At 41.7% G+C, this 21,457-nt stretch carries 22 protein-coding genes; 13 read left to right on the forward strand and 9 right to left on the reverse strand.

Annotated features, from left to right (window positions below; translation table 11 throughout):
- Positions 1-48 precede the first annotated feature (48 nt).
- The 7 genes from atpE to FTV31_RS12005 all read left to right on the forward strand — a co-directional run bounded on the left by atpE (position 49) and on the right by FTV31_RS12005 (position 5,773).
- A complete protein-coding gene (gene atpE / locus FTV31_RS11975; RefSeq protein WP_000424060.1) occupies positions 49-294 on the forward strand; it encodes a F0F1 ATP synthase subunit C in 246 nt (81 codons plus the stop codon).
- A gap of 39 nt (positions 295-333) precedes the next feature.
- Entirely contained in the window at positions 334-804 is a 471-nt protein-coding gene (locus tag FTV31_RS11980) for a F0F1 ATP synthase subunit B (RefSeq protein ID WP_004780703.1), read from the forward strand.
- Between the two features lie 12 nt (positions 805-816).
- Positions 817-1,353, forward strand: a complete 537-nt coding sequence (locus FTV31_RS11985; protein ID WP_004780705.1) for a F0F1 ATP synthase subunit delta — start codon at positions 817-819, stop codon at positions 1,351-1,353.
- Positions 1,354-1,399: 46 nt separating this feature from the next.
- Complete coding sequence (gene atpA, locus FTV31_RS11990; protein WP_004780707.1) at positions 1,400-2,944, forward strand: F0F1 ATP synthase subunit alpha; 1,545 nt, start codon at positions 1,400-1,402, stop codon at positions 2,942-2,944.
- Positions 2,945-3,032: 88 nt separating this feature from the next.
- Positions 3,033-3,902 carry a F0F1 ATP synthase subunit gamma gene (gene atpG, locus FTV31_RS11995; protein ID WP_004780708.1) on the forward strand — a complete coding sequence of 290 codons (870 nt, stop codon included), beginning with the start codon at positions 3,033-3,035 and terminating at the stop codon, positions 3,900-3,902.
- A 30-nt stretch (positions 3,903-3,932) separates the two neighbouring features.
- Positions 3,933-5,327 carry a F0F1 ATP synthase subunit beta gene (atpD, locus tag FTV31_RS12000; RefSeq protein WP_004780710.1) on the forward strand — a complete coding sequence of 465 codons (1,395 nt, stop codon included), beginning with the start codon at positions 3,933-3,935 and terminating at the stop codon, positions 5,325-5,327.
- Between the two features lie 26 nt (positions 5,328-5,353).
- Complete coding sequence (locus FTV31_RS12005) at positions 5,354-5,773, forward strand: F0F1 ATP synthase subunit epsilon (RefSeq protein WP_004780711.1); 420 nt, start codon at positions 5,354-5,356, stop codon at positions 5,771-5,773.
- Between the two features lie 44 nt (positions 5,774-5,817).
- Here FTV31_RS12005 and FTV31_RS12010 read toward each other — a convergent pair whose 3' ends face one another.
- Positions 5,818-7,512: an ATP-binding protein gene (locus FTV31_RS12010; protein ID WP_163164580.1), complete on the reverse strand. Its 1,695-nt coding sequence runs from the start codon at positions 7,510-7,512 to the stop codon at positions 5,818-5,820.
- Positions 7,505-8,686, reverse strand: coding sequence for an SIR2 family protein (locus tag FTV31_RS12015; protein WP_180015078.1), 1,182 nt, complete (start codon positions 8,684-8,686; stop codon positions 7,505-7,507). Before FTV31_RS12015 ends, FTV31_RS12010 begins: the two co-directional genes overlap by 8 nt.
- Positions 8,687-9,092: 406 nt before the next feature.
- On the opposite strand from FTV31_RS12015, the gene FTV31_RS12020 reads away from it, so the two are divergent.
- Positions 9,093-10,469, forward strand: coding sequence for an NAD-dependent succinate-semialdehyde dehydrogenase (locus FTV31_RS12020; protein WP_180015080.1), 1,377 nt, complete (start codon positions 9,093-9,095; stop codon positions 10,467-10,469).
- Between the two features lie 68 nt (positions 10,470-10,537).
- On the opposite strand, the gene FTV31_RS12025 is transcribed toward FTV31_RS12020, so the two are convergent.
- Positions 10,538-11,143, reverse strand: a complete 606-nt coding sequence (locus FTV31_RS12025) for a hypothetical protein (RefSeq protein WP_180015081.1) — start codon at positions 11,141-11,143, stop codon at positions 10,538-10,540.
- Between the two features lie 163 nt (positions 11,144-11,306).
- Positions 11,307-11,441 (reverse strand): RcnB family protein, encoded by a 135-nt coding sequence (locus tag FTV31_RS17315; RefSeq protein WP_373686986.1) that lies wholly within the window; start codon positions 11,439-11,441, stop codon positions 11,307-11,309.
- Here FTV31_RS17315 and FTV31_RS17320 point away from each other — a divergent pair.
- Entirely contained in the window at positions 11,408-11,638 is a 231-nt protein-coding gene (locus FTV31_RS17320) for a hypothetical protein (RefSeq protein WP_257227183.1), read from the forward strand. The genes FTV31_RS17315 and FTV31_RS17320 overlap by 34 nt on opposite strands.
- 254 nt (positions 11,639-11,892) lie before the next feature.
- On the opposite strand, the gene FTV31_RS12035 is transcribed toward FTV31_RS17320, so the two are convergent.
- Positions 11,893-12,438, reverse strand: coding sequence for a glutathione peroxidase (locus FTV31_RS12035; protein WP_180015083.1), 546 nt, complete (start codon positions 12,436-12,438; stop codon positions 11,893-11,895).
- A gap of 174 nt (positions 12,439-12,612) precedes the next feature.
- Positions 12,613-13,158 carry a glutathione peroxidase gene (locus FTV31_RS12040; RefSeq protein ID WP_180015085.1) on the reverse strand — a complete coding sequence of 182 codons (546 nt, stop codon included), beginning with the start codon at positions 13,156-13,158 and terminating at the stop codon, positions 12,613-12,615.
- Positions 13,159-13,349: 191 nt separating this feature from the next.
- Here FTV31_RS12040 and FTV31_RS12045 point away from each other — a divergent pair, with 191 nt between their 5' ends.
- Positions 13,350-14,249 carry a DMT family transporter gene (locus tag FTV31_RS12045; protein WP_180015087.1) on the forward strand — a complete coding sequence of 300 codons (900 nt, stop codon included), beginning with the start codon at positions 13,350-13,352 and terminating at the stop codon, positions 14,247-14,249.
- A 436-nt stretch (positions 14,250-14,685) separates the two neighbouring features.
- Here FTV31_RS12045 and FTV31_RS12050 read toward each other — a convergent pair whose 3' ends face one another.
- From FTV31_RS12050 to FTV31_RS12060, 3 genes are read right to left on the reverse strand one after another with little or no spacing between them, the layout of a single operon-like run.
- Positions 14,686-15,255, reverse strand: coding sequence for an L-threonylcarbamoyladenylate synthase (locus FTV31_RS12050; RefSeq protein ID WP_180015089.1), 570 nt, complete (start codon positions 15,253-15,255; stop codon positions 14,686-14,688).
- A 40-nt stretch (positions 15,256-15,295) separates the two neighbouring features.
- A complete protein-coding gene (dprA, locus tag FTV31_RS12055; RefSeq protein ID WP_180015091.1) occupies positions 15,296-16,435 on the reverse strand; it encodes a DNA-processing protein DprA in 1,140 nt (379 codons plus the stop codon).
- A 57-nt stretch (positions 16,436-16,492) separates the two neighbouring features.
- Positions 16,493-17,647 carry a LysM peptidoglycan-binding domain-containing protein gene (locus FTV31_RS12060; protein ID WP_104426934.1) on the reverse strand — a complete coding sequence of 385 codons (1,155 nt, stop codon included), beginning with the start codon at positions 17,645-17,647 and terminating at the stop codon, positions 16,493-16,495.
- 120 nt (positions 17,648-17,767) lie between these two features.
- Between FTV31_RS12060 and def the strand changes: the two genes are divergently transcribed.
- The 3 genes from def (at position 17,768) to FTV31_RS12075 (ending at position 20,912) form a co-directional block, all read left to right on the forward strand.
- Positions 17,768-18,298 carry a peptide deformylase gene (gene def, locus FTV31_RS12065; RefSeq protein WP_004780730.1) on the forward strand — a complete coding sequence of 177 codons (531 nt, stop codon included), beginning with the start codon at positions 17,768-17,770 and terminating at the stop codon, positions 18,296-18,298.
- A 92-nt stretch (positions 18,299-18,390) separates the two neighbouring features.
- Positions 18,391-18,804 carry a DUF2946 family protein gene (locus FTV31_RS12070; RefSeq protein WP_180004311.1) on the forward strand — a complete coding sequence of 138 codons (414 nt, stop codon included), beginning with the start codon at positions 18,391-18,393 and terminating at the stop codon, positions 18,802-18,804.
- A 71-nt stretch (positions 18,805-18,875) separates the two neighbouring features.
- Positions 18,876-20,912, forward strand: a complete 2,037-nt coding sequence (locus FTV31_RS12075) for a TonB-dependent copper receptor (RefSeq protein WP_180015093.1) — start codon at positions 18,876-18,878, stop codon at positions 20,910-20,912.
- Positions 20,913-21,457: the final 545 nt, after the last annotated feature.

Genomic DNA, 21,457 nt, shown 5'->3' on the forward strand with positions numbered 1-21,457 from the left:
AATTTTTTAACTTAATTTGGTATAAAACCTAACCTCTGAGGAATTATCATGGAACTCACTTTAGGTCTAGTTGCAATTGCATCTGCTATCTTGATCGCTTTCGGTGCTTTAGGTACTGCGATTGGTTTTGGTCTTTTAGGCGGTCGCTTCCTTGAAGCTGTTGCTCGTCAACCAGAATTGGCTCCACAACTTCAAACTCGTATGTTCTTAATCGCAGGTCTTCTTGATGCTGTGCCTATGATCGGTGTTGGTATTGGCTTGTTCTTCATCTTCGCTAATCCATTTGTAGGTTAATCAGCTTAATTCCGAAATTCACTATTTGAGGAATTTGCAATGAATATCAACCTCACATTGTTTGGCCAAGCGATTGCGTTTGCGATTTTCGTCGCATTCTGCATGAAGTTTGTATGGCCACCACTAATCAATGCGATTAGTGAACGTCAGCGTAAAATTGCTGATGGCTTAAACGCTGCTGAAAAAGCGAAGGCTGACCTTGCAGATGCGCAAGCACAAGTGAAAGCTGAACTGGACGCGGCAAAAGCACAAGCGGCTCAATTGATCGAACAAGCGAACCGTCGTGCAGCGCAATTGGTCGAAGAAGCTCGTACTCAAGCGTCAGCTGAAGGTGAGCGTATTCGTCAACAAGCTAAAGAAGCTGTTGATACTGAAATCAATGCTGCTCGCGAAGAATTACGTCAACAAGTGGCTGCTCTTGCAGTTGCTGGTGCTGAGAAAATTCTTAGCCAGCAAGTTGACGCAGAAGCTCACAATGCCATGCTGACTCAGCTGGCTGCTAAACTTTAAGAGAGGCGGATTATGGCTGAACTCTTGACGTTGGCACGCCCTTACGCTAAAGCAGCATTTGCTTACGCTTCTGAGCAAGGTACAGCTGACTCTTGGTCAACTGCACTTGAATTGCTCAGTGCTGCGGTGCAAGACGAAGCATTTTCAGCTTATCTAAATCGCCCTGAGTTGACACCTGCTGAGCAGGTGGCACTTTTTGCTAAAGTTTTAGGTGAAGACCAAACGCCTGCAGTGTCAAACTTTTTGACTATGCTTGCTGAAAACGCACGTTTGGCTTTGCTTCCTGAAATCGCTGCAGAATATGAACAGCTCAAATCACAGAATAACAATACTGTGGATGTTGTAATTGAATCAGCATTCCCATTGACTTCTGTACAGGAACAACTTCTTACTCATGCGTTAGAGAAAAAATTCAATGCAGCAGTAAACGTTTCTGTAGAAGTTAACCCGGCGTTAATCGCGGGTGTGGTTATTCGTGCAGGCGACCAAGTGATAGATGATTCTGCGCTTAATAAGCTTGAAAAAATGCGTACTCGTCTTCTAGCTTAATTGCATATAAGAAGACTGAACTTTAAAAAGATTGAGGTATAGCGCAATGCAACAACTGAATCCATCCGAGATCAGTGCGCTCATTAAACAGCGTATCGGCGATCTGGACACCAGCGCGACCGCTAAAAACGAAGGTACCATTGTTATGGTATCCGACGGTATTGTGCGCATTCACGGCCTTGCTGATGCAATGTACGGTGAAATGATCGAATTCGACGGCGGCTTATACGGTATGGCACTGAACCTAGAACAGGATTCAGTGGGCGTCGTTGTTTTAGGTAACTACTTAAGCCTTCAAGAAGGTCAAAAAGCTCGTTGTACAGGTCGTGTATTAGAAGTTCCGGTTGGTCCTGAACTTCTTGGCCGTGTCGTAGACGCTTTGGGTAACCCAATTGATGGTAAAGGCCCTATTGATGCAAAACTTTCTGATGCTGTTGAAAAAGTAGCACCAGGCGTAATTTGGCGTCAATCAGTGGATCAACCTGTACAAACTGGTTATAAATCAGTAGATACAATGATCCCAGTAGGCCGTGGTCAACGTGAGTTGATCATTGGTGACCGTCAGACTGGTAAAACAGCTATGGCGATCGACGCGATCATCGCTCAGAAAAACTCTGGCATTAAATGTATCTACGTTGCAGTTGGTCAAAAACAATCAACTATCGCAAACGTAGTACGTAAGCTAGAAGAAACTGGCGCTATGGCGTATACAACTGTTGTAGCAGCAGCTGCAGCCGATCCAGCAGCAATGCTGTTCTTGGCTCCATACTCTGGCTGTACAATGGGTGAATACTTCCGTGACCGCGGTGAAGACGCTCTGATCATCTATGATGACTTGTCTAAACAAGCTGTTGCTTACCGTCAAATTTCATTGCTTCTTCGTCGTCCACCAGGTCGTGAAGCTTATCCAGGTGACGTGTTCTATCTACATTCACGTCTACTTGAACGTGCTTCTCGTGTATCTGCTGACTACGTTGAGAAATTCACTAACGGTGAAGTTAAAGGCCAAACTGGTTCATTAACTGCATTGCCGATTATTGAAACTCAAGCAGGTGACGTATCTGCATTCGTACCAACAAACGTAATTTCGATTACTGACGGTCAGATCTTCCTTGAAACATCATTGTTCAACGCGGGTATTCGTCCTGCTGTGAACGCGGGTATTTCTGTATCTCGTGTTGGTGGTTCTGCGCAGACTAAAGTCATCAAGAAATTGTCTGGTGGTATCCGTACTGCACTTGCACAGTACCGTGAATTGGCAGCGTTTGCTCAGTTCGCTTCTGACCTTGACGAAGCAACTCGTAAACAACTTGAACACGGTCAACGCGTAACTGAGCTTATGAAGCAAAAACAATATGCTCCATACTCAATCGCTGACCAAGCTGTATCAGTTTATGCATCTAACGAAGGCTACATGGCTGACGTAGAAGTTAAGAAAATCGTAGACTTTGACGCTGCGTTAATTGCTTACTTCCGTTCAGAACACGCTGCGTTAATGCAAAAAATTGACGAGACTGGTGCTTGGGATAAAGATATCGAAGCTGAATTCAAAGCTGGTATTGAAAAATTCAAAGCGACTCAAACTTACTAATTTAGCAACTTGCTAGATTGGTGTTGGTTTGGTTCACGGAATCAACCTTCGAGGGCTCGTAAGGGCCTTCGAATACTAGGTTAAGCGTATGGCAAATTTAAAAGAAATTCGCGCCAAAGTAGCTAGTATCAAAAGCACGCAGAAAATTACTCGCGCGATGCAGATGGTAGCAGCTTCTAAGATGCGTCGTGCGCAAGAGCGCATGGCTCAAGGCCGTCCGTATGCCGAAAATATGCACCGTGTAATTGCTCATTTGGTACAAGCGAATCCTGAATATAAACACCGTTATATGGTTGAACGTCCTGTTAAGCGCGTTGGCTATATCATTGTGTCTTCAGATCGTGGCCTTGCTGGTGGTTTGAACATTAACCTGTTCAAGAAAGTGGTAAAACACGTTCAACAGCAACAAGAGCAGTCAATTGAAGTTCAATTTGCTTTGATTGGTCAAAAAGCGGTTTCGTTTTTTAAAAACTACGGCGGTAAAGTGCTTGGTGCGACCACTCAAGTGGGCGACACTCCAAGTCTTGAACAGTTATCTGGTTCTGTACAGGTGATGTTAGACGCTTATGATAAAGGCGAATTAGATCGTATTTATCTGGTTTCTAACGGCTTTGTCAACGCCATGACTCAAAACCAAAAGATCGAACAGCTTGTTCCTTTGGCAGCTGCTGAAGAAGACAAGACGCTTAACCGTCAATACGGTTGGGACTACATCTACGAGCCTGAAGCTGAAGAGCTTTTAAATGGCTTGTTGGTTCGTTACATCGAGTCTGTGGTGTATCAAGGTGTGATCGAAAACATCGCGTGTGAGCAGTCTGCTCGTATGGTTGCAATGAAAGCTGCAACTGATAACGCGGGTGAATTGATCAAGAACCTGCAACTTATTTATAACAAGCTGCGTCAAGCCGCGATTACTCAGGAAATTTCTGAGATCGTTGGTGGTGCCGCTGCCGTTTAACATATATTAGTTTGAATTGAGGAGACAGCAATGAGTAGCGGTCGTATCATTCAGATCATCGGCGCGGTTATCGACGTCGAGTTTGAACGTAACAGCGTTCCTAAGATCTATGACGCTCTCCAAGTTGACGGTACTGAAACTACATTAGAAGTTCAGCAACAACTTGGTGATGGCGTAGTTCGTACTATTGCAATGGGTTCTACTGAAGGCCTTAAGCGTGGTTTGAACGTAACTAACACTAACGCTCCGATCTCTGTACCAGTAGGTACAGCGACTCTTGGCCGTATCATGGACGTTCTTGGTCGCCCGATCGATGAAGCTGGTCCTGTTGCGACTGAAGAGCGTTTACCAATTCACCGTCAAGCGCCTTCTTATGCAGAACAAGCGGCTTCTACTGACCTTCTAGAAACTGGTATTAAAGTCATCGACTTACTATGCCCGTTCGCGAAAGGTGGTAAAGTTGGTCTGTTCGGTGGTGCCGGTGTTGGTAAAACTGTAAACATGATGGAGTTGATCAACAACATCGCGAAAGCGCACTCAGGTTTATCTGTGTTTGCTGGTGTTGGTGAACGTACTCGTGAAGGTAATGACTTCTATCACGAAATGAAAGACTCTAACGTTCTTGACAAAGTAGCAATGGTCTACGGTCAGATGAACGAGCCACCAGGTAACCGTTTACGCGTAGCGTTGACTGGTTTGACTATGGCTGAGTACTTCCGTGATCAAAAAGACGAAAACGGTAAAGGCCGTGACGTACTATTGTTCGTAGACAACATCTACCGTTATACACTAGCAGGTACTGAAGTATCAGCACTTCTAGGTCGTATGCCATCTGCAGTAGGTTACCAACCGACTCTTGCAGAAGAGATGGGTGTTCTTCAAGAACGTATTACATCGACTAAGTCTGGTTCTATTACGTCAATCCAAGCGGTATACGTACCTGCCGATGACTTAACAGATCCATCGCCTGCAACTACGTTCGCTCACTTGGACGCAACTGTTGTATTGAGCCGTGACATCGCTTCTCAAGGTATTTACCCTGCGATCGATCCACTTGACTCTACTTCACGTCAGCTAGATCCACTTGTAGTTGGTACTGAGCATTACGAAATCGCTCGTTCAGTTCAAAACGTTCTTCAACGTTATAAAGAATTGAAAGACATTATCGCAATTCTTGGTATGGACGAATTGTCAGAAGAAGACAAACTTACTGTATACCGTGCACGTAAGATCCAACGTTTCTTCTCTCAACCGTTCCACGTAGCTGAAGTGTTTACTGGTGCTCCTGGTAAACTTGTACCGCTTAAAGAAACGATTCGTGGCTTTAAAGGTCTTCTAGCTGGTGAATACGATCACATCCCAGAACAAGCGTTCTACATGGTTGGTGGTATTGACGAAGTGATTGCTAAAGCTGAGAAACTTTAATTAGTTCCCTAATTTAGGAGATTCTCATGGCGACTATGCAATGTGACGTTGTAAGTGTTCAAGAGTCTTTGTACTCAGGCACTGTAACTATGCTAATTGCTAAAGGTGCTGGCGGTGAGTTAGGTATTATGCCTGGTCACGCTCCGCTGGTAACTTTGCTCCAACCTGGCGCGATCCGCGTTATTTTGGAAAACGGTACAGAAGAATTAATCTATGTATCTGGTGGTGTTCTAGAAGTTCAACCGCATGTTGTTACGGTTCTTGCTGATACAGCAGTCCGTGCAGAAAACTTGGATGAAGCGGCAATTATTGAAGCGCGTAAACACGCTGAACAATTGCTAGCAAATCAAAAGAGCGATTTGGACTCTGCTGCTGCTTTGGCTGCTCTTGCAGAAACTGCTGCTCAGCTGGAAACGATCCGCAAAATCAAAAACCGTGCAATGTAATTGCTGGTTTAAGATTGAAAAAACCACCCGAAAGGGTGGTTTTTTTATGCCCAATTTTCTTGAAAATTTGCACCTTCTGAATTTGGTTTAATTGTGGGTTTCTTAATATTTATAGTTAGTGGAATAGGGAAGTCATTGCCAATGATGACAGCTTCGCCAGGTTGGAGGCTTGGTAAAAAGTCAGATGCAGCTTTATCAATCTCACCGCATGCACGTTCTACAATTTCACGATCTCTATCGTTTGTAAGGCGATGAACGATGAGAGTGCCAAGCTGGCTTAGAACGCCTTCAGTAATATCTCTTGGCCTTTGTGTGGCAAGGCAGATATTTAATCCAAACTTACGTCCTTCTTTTGCAATGAGTTCAAAAGCATCTAGTTTAGCTAAGGTATCTTCATTACCAATTGATTTACCGATGAAGTTATGTGCTTCATCTAAGAAAACTACAATAGGTTTATTTGAAAAAGTACCTTTTCTAGATTCATTTAATAGTACTCTACCAATGCAATTAGCAATAATTTCACGAGCCTTATATTCGAATGGAATTCCACTAAGATCTATTCTTATTAATTTTTTACTAGTTTCAGTAGCAACTGCAAAACGGCTTAAGACAGTTGTTAAAGGGAGTTTTGTAGTTGAGGATGTAAATAATGTATTAAAAGGAGGCGAGTGAATAATACTAGTAATTCTACTTATTAAGGGTAAGCAGCTTGTATATGAAGCGCCATCTGAATTTCCCCAACGAGTAGGATCTTTGGGGCTAGTAAAAGAGGTGCTAAATTCAGGGAAGACACATTCATGTTCAATTTGAATATTAAGATTAAAAATATTAAAAGTAAGCTGGGGAGAATTTAGATCCAGAGAAGGATCATTTATAGCTGATAAAAAATCATGTTTATAAGAATTTATTTTAGGTACATATCCATTGGTAAATACATCAGGTTTTAAGTTTGCGATTTTTAAACTTCGGATAGCTTCTTTAAATTTTGGGCCTTGGACTTTGCCTGATGGCTCAAATAAAGCTAAAAAATCTGTTTCAATGAAGCATTCAGGTGGTAAGTAACATTCCTTGGAACCAGCTACTTCATACATTGGCTTGCCTAAATGAACATGAAAAATATCTTCGCTATTAAAGCCTCTATATTCACCAGTTGGATCTAATAAAATTATACGTGAATTGTGCTTTAAACATTCTTCTAAGATTCGAGCTGTAGTGAAGCTCTTTCCACCACCTGTTGATCCTAATATTCCAAGATGGCGGCCAAATAACTTCTCTGGTGTAACTGTGATTTTGCAGTCTCTATCAAGATCTATAGAACCAATTTCTAACTCAATTTTAGGAATCTTATTATTCATCCTACGAGGGATGTCTGCAATGAATTCGTGTGGTGCGGAATAAATTAAATCGTTAATACTTGGATAATAATCAATACCTGCTGTAACTCTTAGATTATCCATTTGGATTGATCCGAGTAATTGAATACGACCAACAATTTCTAGATTTGATAGCTCAAGATCATCTTTTTTAATTTCAACAATACGTCCAAGAATTAAATTAACTTGACTTTCAATAACTACAAATTCTCCAACTTCTCCTTTACCGTATCGTCTTCCCTCTAAGTATGTAGCTTGATGGTTTATATTTATAAATTCGAATTGAACAGAATTTGCTGAAATCGCATTAACTTTTCCAAATAGAAGTTCAGAACGCACAATTCCTAATTCTTCTAAATTACGCATTAAGTGTTCCTCCATGAATAACCTGGTAAAGGTTTTCCGCAGGACTCAAAGCTTTAAGATCTGGAATATTTATTGCAAAATTTTCGAAGTCAGCTTCAATAAATAAAATATCTAATCCTTTATCTGCTAATGCTTTAAATTTTTTCCAATAGGGTGAAAAATTATCAAGATCTTTGAATTTTCTTTCTACTGACCGATCTACGATAATTAATTTTAAGTGTGGATTAGATTGTAAAGCTGCATAAATTGGTTCGGATAAATGGTCATCATTGAAACCAAAACCAGTAGTAATTAAGCAAGTATTTGGCTCACGAATTCCTTGAAGAAATTTTGCTATAAGTTCTAAGTGAGGTTGAATGTAAGACTGTTGATATTTACCTTTTGCAGGAAAAATCATACATACATTTTTAGCATCATCAGATTCTTTTTGTTCAATAATAAAACTACCATCAGTTTCTTTTCTTTTAAACCAATTAACAGATCCGTGTAATTTATACATATGGAATACACCATCTAAATATTTCGGTGTATTGGATGTATTTATAGAATCTCTTTTAATGATATCGTAGTCAAAGAATTGAGGACTATAAATTCTAGGTGCGGAAAAAGTGAACCCATCTATGATTGTAATTCCAATTTTCCCTGCCGCTTCTTCAAAGCATGTATCGTAGTTCGTAGTAAAAAGTTTAATTCGGTTATCTTTACTTTTTCGTCTAGCAAGTTTTTTTATAAACTCCATATGGGCGAATAAATCGGATAGGGGTTTATCAAATTTACACTTATTTAAGATAATTTCTTTTGATCTTATTAAGAAATCTTCTAATTCAGGACATTCTTTTATTTGTTGATATGCTTCACAGTATGAGAGAAATTCTTCAATATTTTTATTATTAGGATTAGTAAGATCGTATTTAATTTGCGCAATAATTTTATCTGCTTCAGCTTTCCTAGATGGATCTTCAATACAAAATGTCCATAAATCAGGCATACTTGGACCTTTTACTTTACCGAGTGAAGTTCCACTACCAGCTAGTACCATAATGTTAGGCATTTGAAGGGCTGTTTTAAGTTTAGTTTTGAGATCATTTAAGTCATTAGTTTGTTGATCATACTCATCATCTTGATGAGGGATAAATTTCTCATTAGGCGTATTTCTGTAAAATTTAATATTCATATAAATGTGGTATAAAAGTAATTGTTTTTATTGTAATTTATTTAATTTAAAAAAATAGCTATATTGAGGCTTTAATTGAATATTCTTAATCCCATAAAATTCTTTTCTAAACTTTTAACACATGGTTCGTATAACGATTTCAAGAATATTGGTGTTTTATTTATAGTTTCTAATTAGCCATAATTTTGTACCACTCGATATAACTTTTACCTGCGCTGCGTAATCTTTTGAACCAATCTGTAAGCAAAGCCATAGTCAGAAAAAAACAATGCTAATTTGATATGGCGTCTTTACAGCTTTTCAGACCTTTTTAGTGAAAGCTTCACGGTTCCACTACCTCTGTCACGACGCGAACCACGTTGTTATCCATTTATAAAAATTGAATTGGCCAAGCAGGGATCTAATTATGAGTTATCAATCCGTTAACCCCTTTAACAACCAGAAATTAAAAGATTATCCGTCACATACTGATCAAGATATCCAGAATACCTTGGATACCGCAGAAAAAATCCTGAAGTCGGATTGGACTCAACAAGTAGATACCCGGATTGAGGTACTTCGTAAACTGGCAAGCAACATGCGGGAACGCAAGTCAGAACTGGCTAAAATCATGACGCTGGATATGGGTAAGCTGATCAAGCAGAGTGAAGGTGAGATTGAAAGCTGTGCCAAAATTGCTGAGTATTATGCAGATCATGCCAAAGAGTTTTTAGCGCCAGTTTCTTATGAAACGGAACTGGGAGAAGCATGGGTAGAGCATCATCCCTTAGGCATTATTATGGCGGTAGAACCCTGGAACTTCCCATTCTATCAATTGATGCGTGTCTTTGCCCCAAACTGTGCGATTGGTAACCCTGTGGTAGCCAAGCACGCCAGCATTGTTCCACAATGTGCTGAAGCCTTTGAACAGTTGATTCTGGATGCAGGCGCGCCGAAAGGTGTGTGGACTAATCTGTTTATCAGTAGCGATCAGGTCGCAGATATTATCGCAGATCCGCGTGTACAAGGCGTTGCTCTCACGGGTTCAGAAGGCGCAGGGCGTGCGGTAGCAGGGCAGGCTGGGAAACATGTTACCAAATCGACTTTAGAACTGGGCGGTAATGATGTATTCATTGTGCTGGATGATGCTGATCTGGAAAAAGCGATCAAAATCGGCTGTCAGGCACGCGTTAATAACACGGGGCAGGTTTGTACAGCAGCTAAACGTTTTATCCTGCATGAGAAAATTGCGGAACAATTTAAATCGGGCATGATCAAGGTCTTTGAAGGCTTAAAAATTGGTGATCCGTTGGATTCTGAAACTACACTTGGCCCACTGTCCTCAGCAGATGCGTTGGAAAAACTGACCAAGCAGGTTGATAAGGCAGTAGAGAATGGCGCGAAAGTCGTGACTGGTGGTAAGCCTTATGAGCATGAAGGTAATTTCTATCAGCCAACTATTCTGGAAAATATCAGCCGTGATAATCCGGCCTGGTATGAAGAATTCTTTGGTCCTGTGGCACAGATCTATGTCGCAAAAGATGAAGATGAAATTGTATCGATTGCCAATGATTCTAATTATGGTCTCGGAGGCATGATTCATTCACAAAATATTGAGCGGGCGAAAAAGCTGGCTTCACGTGTAGAAACTGGCATGATCTGGATCAACTGGTATACCGATACTGCGCCAGAGCTGCCATTTGGCGGGATTAAAAACTCGGGTTATGGTCATGAACTTTCAAGCGATGGTTTCAAAGAATTTGTGCAGAAACGATTGGTGGTGGTGAAAAGCCCAAAAAAATAATATTTAATTTTTAAAATAAAGAAGCCACTTAAACAGTGGCTTCTTTTTGAACGTGATATCAGCGTAAATCAGGTATTTTCTGGTTCAACTTCTGATGAAGCGTCTTTATCTGAGTTTTGAATCAGCATGCCTGCCAGTTTAAGCATTTCAGCTTGCACACTGACCATCTGGCTTTCAATTTTCTTTAAATCAACCTGACTGAAATCGACTTGGCCATTCAGTAAAGGAGAAGCCAGAACCTGTTGATTGGCACTCATGATATTGCTACGTACCTGATCAATTTCCTGACTTTTTAAATTCAGTTCACCTAAGGCCTGATTAAAGCCTGTCAACTGTTGTTGTAACTTACCTGCTGTAGCTTGCAGTTGCTGGGTATCTTTAGTATCCACCGCAGTTTGCAGATCAGTTTGGGTCTGTTTTAACTGTTCGACATAACTGCCCGCCTTGAATTGCAGATCAGCCACATCACGCACCATATAAAACATATTGCCAGACTTCAGCTCTGTTTGCGCAGTCATCGTGCGATCACTTTGCTTTGCAGGTTCAAGATCAGTAGAAAGCGTACTTTGTTCTTGCTCGACCGGTGCTTCGGTCGCCTGTTCACAGCCCATTAATAAAACGCCTGAGCTAAATAGGGCAAAAGGAAGAAGAGCATTTACAAGAATCTTGGACATGAAATCGTGGTCTCGGTGCAGGTGGTTCTAATGCATGACTATAAGAATAAAATGTGGAGATAAAAAAGATTGTTGCAAAGTTATAACAAATATTTTGAATACAAATGATTAAGACATTAAAAAAGAGTGCCGAAGCACTCTTTTTCACCGAGGAGGATAAAACTTATCCTGCAATAATTTTAATAATATTATGGCTCATCACATTGGTCAGGATATAGTCACCATTTACTTTGATCCATTGCTGATTCTTGCCGGGTTTGCTGAGTGTTTCGTATTTACTGTGATCTACCTTATACACTTTGCTCTGGAACTGAGCTGGTACTTTTTGACCTACACGCCAATCGTGTGAAGGATCTACTTTCTTATGTACCTGTTTATACTGTTGAGCGTGTGCAGGAGATTTATACTGTGCATGCTGCTGAATATGCGTTTTTTGTGGCTGATGATGTTATGAGTGATGCTCTGGAGCTGCAGCAAAAGCTGAAGTCGCCATAAGTGCACTAGATAATGAAAATACGACTGCTTTTACTAAGTCTTTCATGTTTTGAACTTATCGTTGTCTCTCTTGGGATAACTGCATATTAGGCTCAACTCATTGATAAATATGGAATGAAGTGTTGTAAAAAAATAAAAATTAAGCGTAAATCATGGAGATTTTAGAGCTAAGTAAATCTGGTTGTAAGTATTTGATTTTTATGTAAATAGTAAGTATCTATTATTGAAATAGATACTTACATTACTGTTACAAATTATTTAGCCAATTCTGCATTGATTGCATCTCGCAAGCGAGCATCATCTACCGGAATATTTGGTGCAAAACGCGCGACCACTTCACCTTGCTTGTTGACCAGGAATTTTTCAAAGTTCCATAGCACTTCTGGTAATTCATTTGGCGTATTGCCAAAACTTTTCAGGCGCTCTGCAAAATCTTCGCCGCCTGTACGTTGCGGCTGAGCCTGCGTCAGATAATGGTAAAGAGGATGCTGATCTTCACCCACGACAGAGATCTTGGAGAATAGCGGGAAATCCACATTGTAGTTCAGACTGCAGAACTGCTGGATTTCCTCGTCTGTGCCCGGTTCCTGACCTTTAAAGTTATTCGCAGGAAAAGCCAGAATTTCCAGTCCTTCGGTTTTTTTCTCATTATAAAGTTTTTGCAGTCCTTCATATTGTGGGGTTAAACCACATTTCGATGCGACATTTACAATCAACAGGACTTTGTCCTGATAATCGGACAGAGTCGTATTTTCTCCAGTGACGGTTTTTACCGGAATCTCATAAATGGACTGGCTCATATTATTTTGCTCGAATTGTTATGGAAATAGACTCATGTTTTATCGGGTCTGGGCGGTTTAAGCAAACATAAATTTTAGATAAGTTTGTGAAAAAAATATGAAATTCAATGTTCATGCCTGTGAGCCAAGTCGGCTAAACTGGTCATCAGTTGCAACCGACCTATTTAAAAAGATTTATTTAGCAAGCTCAGCATTGATTGCATCCAGCAGGCGTGGATCATCTGCCGTGATATCCGGTGCAAAACGTGCAACGACTTCCCCCTGTTTGTTGACTAGGAATTTTTCAAAGTTCCAGAGAACTTCAGGCGGTTCATTTGGAGTCAGGCCGTAATCGACCAGATCTTTCCACCATGGACCTTCACCGATACGTTCTGGTACAGCCTGAGTCAAAGTAGCATACAAAGGATGTTTAGCTTCACCCACGACCGGAATTTTGGCAAACAGCGGGAAATCCACCTGATAGTTCAGGGAACAGAATTCCTGAATTTCCTTTTCACTTCCAGGTTCCTGTTCCAGAAAATCATTGGAAGGGAAGCCTAAGATTTCCAGTCCTTCGGCTTTTTTATCATCATAGAGTTTTTGCAAGCCTTCGTATTGTGGAGTGAGGCCACATTTTGATGCCACATTTACCAGCAGCAAGACTTTGCCTTGATACTGGTTCAGCGTCATGTCCGTTCCTTGAATCGTTTTTACCAGAATGTCATACACAGAAGTGCTCATCGGATTTCCTTTTTATTAAATGAATGAGGGCTATTTGTTTTAACGGGTATTTAAATACAGTACAAGTCAGAATCAGTGAAATGCTTACTTGCCGGCTACAAATAGCATTAATTTTAGTTGAAAAATCAATTATGCTTAGGCACTTGCCAAGAGGGCATAGATTAACAATAGATAAAGACAGGGATGAAGTTATGACGCAGCAGCAAAAAACAATGTGGTGGGCCATGCTGCTTCCATTGACTGCGGTCCTGATCTGGTCATTGAATATGACCGTTAACCGTTATGTGGCGGATTATATTTCTCCCTTAAGTATCAGTTTTTATCGCTGGGTTCTGGCTCTGCTGATTTTAACGCCGTTAATGTGGCCCAAGGTTCGCAAAGCCTGGCCGGAAATTCGACCGCATCTGGGGCATCTGGCTGTCTTAAGTGCATTGGGCATGGTGTTGTATCAAGGCCTGGCTTATACCTCAGCACATTATACCAGTGCCACCAATATGGGCCTGATCAATGCCTTTATTCCAATTTTTACTATTATTGTCGGAATCTTTGTTTTACATGTTCGTCCCACTTTAATGGCGGTGATTGGTAGTATTTTGTCTTTTATTGGTCTGATGTATGTGATGGGGCAGGGGCAATGGGCACATTTACTGGATGCAGGAGATCATTATATTGGTGATCTGCTGATGCTGATTGCGGTATTTTTCTATGCCTGTTATGGCGTATTGCTCAAAAAATGGCAGATCCAGATTCCGCTATTGGTTAGTCTGTATATGCAGATTTTTTTGGCCGCTCTCTATCACATTCCTTTAATACTGTACTCAGGCTTAGATGCTATTAATAGTAATAACGTAGCAAGTATTATTTATGCCGGAATTTTTCCTTCTATTGCTGCCCCATTCTTATGGATGATGGCTGTACAACAACTTGGTCCAAACCGCAGCAGTATCTTTATGAATCTGATGCCGGTCTTTACAGCATTAATCGCTTATTTATGGTTGTCTGAAGCCTGGACAATCTACCATAGCATTGGTGGTGCCATTATTCTGGCAGGTATTTTATTGGCGCAATACCCTGCTAAACCCAAGGTTTAAGCGATCAAACACAGGGTCGAAGTTTTATTTGTTTAATATTTGAACAAATAATTACATTATTTTTACAGTATTATTCCTTAAATTTAGTGATTATGGATATAAAAATAAATTATTAAAAATTAACTTCATTTCAAAACTGAAACAAAAATAGCAAGATATTTTGAATTTTGATTAAATTTTAAATATTTTTAATAGAAAAAATGTATTAATACATTGTTTTATTGTATTTGCTGTTGTGACGAATTTCTCGCATAATGCCCGCATCGAGAATGATGAATCAGAAAAAACCTAGATTTATCAAACTCCCAGAGATTTACAGACCCTCTGGATGTGATAATACACATCCTTTTTTATGCTCAACCATCCCTATATGGTTGAGCTTTTTTTTGTCTTAAAACTTTAGTCGGCTTGAAAAGAAAAATGACTGAGCAAAGGCTCAGTCACGAATAATTTCACCTGTTACAGCATCAATAATCCGGCTTGGTTTCTGGCTCAGTCCCAGATCGCCATTCAGATAATTTAGGTCCTGATCAAAATAACGCATGGCATCTTGCAGGGAACGTGCAGGTTCTAAGCCGGCAGGATTGGCACTGGTCGAAACAATAAAACCGCCAAAGGCTTGACACAAGGCTACACAAAGAGGATGAGTAGTCACGCGCACTGCCACTTTAGGGTGTTTGCCTTTAATCCAGCCTGGAATATCGTCATTGGCAGGGAGTAGCCAGGTGGTTGCCCGGTCTGTAGGTCGATCATTACTCCAGGACTCAATTACTTTTTCACACATTTCTTCACTTAGATCCTGAAGTAAATGTTCTACTTGTGAAATATGAGCTGCGAGTAAAATCACGCCTTTTTCAATCGGGCGCTGTTTTAAGGTTAAAATCTGGTGAAATGCCTGTTCATTATAGGGGTCGCAACCTAAGCCCCAAACAGCCTCTGTAGGGTATGCCAAGACCTGTCCAGCTTTGAGACATTCAGCTGCTTCGGCAACAGAGGTGGTGATCATGTGTATACCTTATCAAAACAAGAAGTGTCTATTGTGAACCTTATTTGTGTGGACGACAACGTAGATACATGCCGGCTTGCTGGGTGCAAAAGCCAAGTAGCTCCAGTTCCATCAATTGACCGGTCAGAGAAGAAACATCCTGTTGCAGATGATGGCTGAGATGGTCTAGGTCCTGTCCGACCCAGTCCAGCTGGTTATAAAGTCTGAGCAGATGGGGCGGTATGTGTGCAGGAAGTTCATCCGCCATGTTATGTTGTACTTCATTTTGTAAGGCTTGCCATTGGGTCGCCAGAGCCAGTTCTTCAATCACCTGTTGCGGGTGATCAATCAGAATCGCACCTTCACGAATCAGCTGATGGCAGCCCTTATGATATTCGCTATAAATATGCCCCGGAATGGCAAATACGGTCTTGCCTTGTTCGGCAGCCAGTTTGGCCGTAATCAGAGAGCCGCTTTTTAAGGTCGCTTCAGCCACAATGACCCCGAGACTTAAGCCACTGACAATCCTGTTACGTCGTGGAAAGTGATGCTGCAACGGTGGAGTCTCTGGCAGAAACTCGGTAATGACTGCACCACCATGCGCAATAATCTCCTGGCGCAATTGTGCGTGTTGAGAAGGGTAGGTCTGATCCAGTCCGGTTCCCATCACCGCAATGGTTCCCTGATGTTTTAATCCTGCCCGATGAGCAGCTTCATCTATGCCTTGTGCCAGTCCACTATTAATATAGAAACCCTGTTCACTCAAATAAAAGGAAAAATCATAAGCTACTTGCCGGCCATGAGGACTTGGCTTGCGACTTCCCACAACCGCAATCTGGGCTTGTAGCAGGGTATCCGGCTGGCCTTGGCCAAAAATAATTGGTGGTTTGTCTACATAGTGGCTAAGTTGCTGCGGATAGTGCAGATCATGGTAGAGCAAGATGAAATCACTATCTCGTTGAATTTTTTCCAGACAGCGCTGAAATTTCTGTTGTGATTCTGGAAGCGAGAAGTCTTTTAAGCGTTGAACATGATTGGCATGAATGCCAAGCGCCTGCCAGGTGGGCACCTGATCAGGCTGTATGGCTGTGGTCAGACTTGAATAATGCTGACTGATTTTATAGAAGCTCGAAAGAGAATGCTGAACCAGATACCATAACGTCAGTGTTTCCAGTTGCACGCGTGATAACGAGTTCAGCATATTGAGACCTATATCTGTGTCTTCTTATTCTTTCAGTTGTAAAATTAGATCAATCTATTATTCATCTAACAATGGAGCTTGAATATTGGCACCTACCTTGATAGGTAACTCACTTTCCAGCACATAAGCATAGCTGAGCTGATCAAAAGTTTTAAAGACCATCACATTACCAATGCGCTCACCCGGAAGCTGTACACGTTCCTTGGTTTTCGGATCAGTCACCACTTCACCTTTCTGGTTTACGCTAAAGACATGACCAGTCTGAACCCCATGTGCCGTACCACGGTCAATCGTCACGACACTATGACGCGCAGCGGTACCAATTGAACCCAGCACACGCACAATCTGACCGCCAGCAACCGTATTTTCTGCATTCACTGGGTAGAACAGGGTAGGTAACATCGGATCGTATTCTGGCAGAACACGGTCACCACGACGCACTTCTGCATTATAGCTATCTGTCAATTCCAGCGTGGTGACATCACCTTCGCCACGTACTGCGATTCCGGAAGCAACCTGTTGCAACTCTAGAGCAGCCGTGTATTTCTTACCATTGGCATCGGTAAATACATAAGGGTCTGCTTCACGATATACCGCATAACGCTGACCAACCACCAAGCCATTCCCGCGTGCATAGACCTTCTGGCCTTTACCTGCCAGGACGCGCTGGTCTGCGGTACCGAGAATGTAAGGGGTGCCCTGAACTGAATCCGCTGCCACAATGGTATAGCGTTCCAGCCATTGCTGGATATGCGCCAATGGAATCACTGGAATCGTATTATTTAAAGATTCAACGCGAACCTGTGGTTGTAATGAGGTACTGCCGATATAACGACTGATGATGCCTTCACAGCCATCACCTTCATCTTTACCGATAATTGGACGACCTTGATAATCACACATCAACAGGCGGTCACCCGGGAAAATCCAATGTGGATTTTTCACGTGCTTGTTACTGGCCCAGATTTCTGGCCAACGCACCGGATTTTTTAAGAAACGTTTTGAAATATCCCACAATGTATCGCCTTTTTTGACCACATAGACATTGGGCGCACTGGCTTTTAAAGCAGGTGGATTGACGTTACGGGCAGGAGCTGCCTCGGCTGAATACATTGTCCCCATACTCACTCCGACACAAACTGCCAGTGCGAGCATTTGATTTTTTAACCCCAAGGCACTAAAAAATGGCATGCCCTTCAAAACCTTTTTCATTATCATAATTCCTAAAATTATGTGCGTAGTTGCGTTATAATAACGATCTTACACACATTTTTTTGATGAAGCATTCCCTTCATTTGGTTTTTTGATCAATGGCATAATTGAGGACGCAGTATGGCCTTATTACCTATTTTAAGTTTCCCGGATCCCCGTCTTCGTACCATTGCACAACCAGTCGAAGAAGTTACTGATGAAATTCGTCAGCTCGCTGCAGATATGTTTGAAACCATGTATGAAGCGCCAGGCATCGGACTCGCCGCGACCCAAGTCGATCGTCATATTCAGCTGATTGTGATGGACCTGTCTGAAAACAAAGATCAACCCATGGTGTTCATTAACCCCAAAATCACACCATTGACTGAAGAAACACAGCCTTATGAAGAGGGCTGTCTATCAGTTCCTCAAATATACGATAAAGTTGAGCGTCCGTCACGCGTAAAAATCGAGGCAATTGGTCTGGATGGTCAACCCTTCGAACAAGAGGCTGATGGACTTCTCGCTGTGTGCATCCAACATGAAATGGATCACTTAAATGGTAAACTTTTTGTGGATTATCTGTCGCCATTAAAACGTCAGCGTGCCCGTGAAAAAGTAGAAAAACTGGTTCGCCAGCGCAATAAAGAAAAAGTTGCAGTTAAACGCTAGGACTCTTTTCCCAAGCAATTTTTATGCTTCAACAAGCCCAATTTCGATTGGGCTTTGTTATACTTAGCCCAGACAAATTCAAGGGTTTGCCTATGGTCCTGCGGGGAGGTCTGCTACTTTCCTTTGTGGCGGTATTTCTACAGATGGCTGTGTTCTTACAGCCTTTGCTGCCGAAGCAATATCAGGTTGCTCCGGTCTGTGAAACCATCACGCGCGCCCTTTTAGTTTCCTCTCATGTTCATTCTGAACATTCTGCCCATTATCACCTTGATCAGCATCCTATTTCCTCAGACTCCATGGCGCATGAACACGATGCCAGTCATCAGTGTCAGTACTGTACTGTCTATGGCAACCTGGTTTTGCCGCCTAAGCTTGAAGTGAAAGAAGTCCTGGATCGAATTCAGGTCAGACTATTGGCTTTTGAACAAGCCTTTAAGCATGTCTGGTTTATCCTTCAGCGACTCTTTTTAATCCCGCAGGGACGGGCACCGCCACTGTTTGCATAAATCCACGTTGTTTTGCCTGGGTCTTGAATGACTCGGACCGTGTTTAATTTATGTATTCAGTGAGATTGAAAATGGCTCAGCCTAAATTCTTGTTACAGCCCCTTGCGGCTGCGATTTGTGTTGCCTGTTATTCATCAGTGGTTATGGCCAATGAAAGCATGCCTGTACAAACCATGGCGCCGATTGTGGTGACTTCAACTGCCGGTAATGATGCCAATGGTCTGATTGTTCGTGCTGATCCCAAACAGCCGATTCAGCCAGTGCCAGCAACCGATGGTGCCGATTATCTGCAAAGTATTGTAGGTTTTAGTTCGGTCAATAGCGGAGCTGGCACCAATGGCGATGTGACCTTTCGTGGCATGTTTGGTTCACGTATTAAAATCCTGACTGATGGCACTGAAAACCTCGGTGCCTGTCCAAGCCGGATGGATTCGCCCACTTCATATATTTCTCCAGAAAGTTATGATCGTATTTCAGTGATTAAAGGCCCGCAAACGGTTCAATATGCCAATACCGGTTCGGCAGCAACCGTCATTTTTGAGCGTAGCCCGGAACAGCTTGATCAGGATAAAAAATACCGTGGTCAGGCCAGTGTACTGATGGGATCTTTTGGTCGTCTGGATCAAAATATTGAAGCAGCCGTGGGTGATGAGCAGAAATATATCCGCCTGAACACCAACCGTTCTGTATCGAATAGTTATAAAGATGGCGATGGTCAAACTGTGCCTTCAGATTGGGAACGCTGGAGTGCAGATCTGGCACTAGGCTGGACGCCGGATGAAGACACTTGGGTAGAACTGACCGGTGGTAAAGCTGATGGTGAGGCGGTTTATGCTGGCCGGATGATGGATGGTTCCAAGTTTGCCCGTGAAAGCCTAGGTTTGCGTGTCGAAAAGAAAAATGTCACCGATGTCATTAAGAAAATCGAAGCGCAAGTGAATTATAACTATAACGACCATGTGATGGACAATTATAGCCTTCGTGATTTTAAACCAACCATGATGATGCCAAAGGAAACAGCAACGAATGTTACGCGTAAAACCTTAAATGCACGTATGGCTGTTACCCAGGAATGGGATAAATTTGAACTGATCACGGGTGTAGATACGCAGAATAACGAGCATACAATTCGGAAGACAGATACTGATCGTAATATTCCTTATCAAAATCTGCCACGCAGCAAAGATATGGAATTCCAGTCAATTGGTGGTTTTGGTGAATTGAGTTATCAAGTCGGTGACAACAATAAACTGGTGTCGGGCTTGCGTTTGGATCAGGTTAAAGTTGACGCTGTTCAGTCAAATCAGGAACGTAAAGAAACATTGCCAAGTGCGTTTTTCCGTTTTGAGAATCATCACCCAGAATATGACGATGGCAAAACCTATATTGGTTTAGGCTATGTAGAACGTATGCCGGATTATTGGGAATTGTTCAGCCCAAAATCAGGTAATGGGCAGTTAAATACCTTTAAAAATATTGATACCGAAAAGACATTACAGCTTGATCTTGGTTATCAGCATGCACATGGAAAATTCAACTCCTGGGCATCCGCTTATGCTGGGCTCATTCAGGATTACATCCTCACCACTTATTTGCCAACAGGTGATATGGGAATGCTAGAGGCACATACCCGTAATGTGGATGCAACCATTGCAGGTGCAGAAGCCGGTATTGGTTATCAGTTTACTGATGCAATTCAGGCAGACGTCAGTGCCATGTATGCCTGGGGTGAAAACACCACCGATCATACGCCATTGCCACAAATTGCACCTTTGGAAGCTCGGGTGAATCTGCGTTATATCCAGGAGAATTACACTTTAGGCGCTTACTGGCGTTTGGTGGATGGCCAAAACCGTATTAGTGAACATGAAGGCAATATTGTTGGTTATGACCATAAACAGAGTGCTGGTTTTGGCACATTGTCTTTAAATGGCACCTATCATGTGAATGAGAGTGTGGATCTTTCAGTCGGTGTCGATAATGTCTTCGACCAGACTTATACAGAACATTTGAATAAAATGGGGAGTTCAGGTTTTGGTTTTGCTTCAGATGAGCAATTTAATAATATCGGCCGAAACTACTGGGCACGCGTCAGTATGAAATTCTGATTTGACTAAAGTGAATACGAAAAGCAGGGCTTAGGCTCTGCTTTTCTTGTTTTTAAGGAGATTAAAATAATTAAATTCAATGGCTTATGATAAATATATATTTCTAAATAAAATAATGAACATTTTTCTTAAAATAGTTTTCATAAATAAAACAATAATTTATGAATTTTTTGGATTAGAAAATAAACACCTGATTCAAGAGTTTTGAAAAAGGTGTTGCAAGCCCTCTGAAATGCTGTAGAATGCACATCCATCGGCGGTGATGAAGATTAAAACTTCTGATAAAACAGTAACTTAGCATGAAATGGTTAAGTTAGGTTTTAGAAAGGAAGTTTAAAAATAATTTTCATTACTGGTTGACTTTCTAGAGATAGAGAGTAATATAGCCGACCTAGCTTGCTACTGACGAAGTAGTGAGAAGATCATTAAGAGATTATGAAGAACAACTTGTGTGGATTTTTACTGGTTGATTGATCGAAATTATTTTCATTGATTGATTGGTTTAAATTACTCGAAGTTTATTTGAGCGAAATTTAAGTCAGAAA

The organism is Acinetobacter sp. YH16031 (assembly GCF_013417335.1).
Lineage (GTDB): Bacteria > Pseudomonadota > Gammaproteobacteria > Pseudomonadales > Moraxellaceae > Acinetobacter.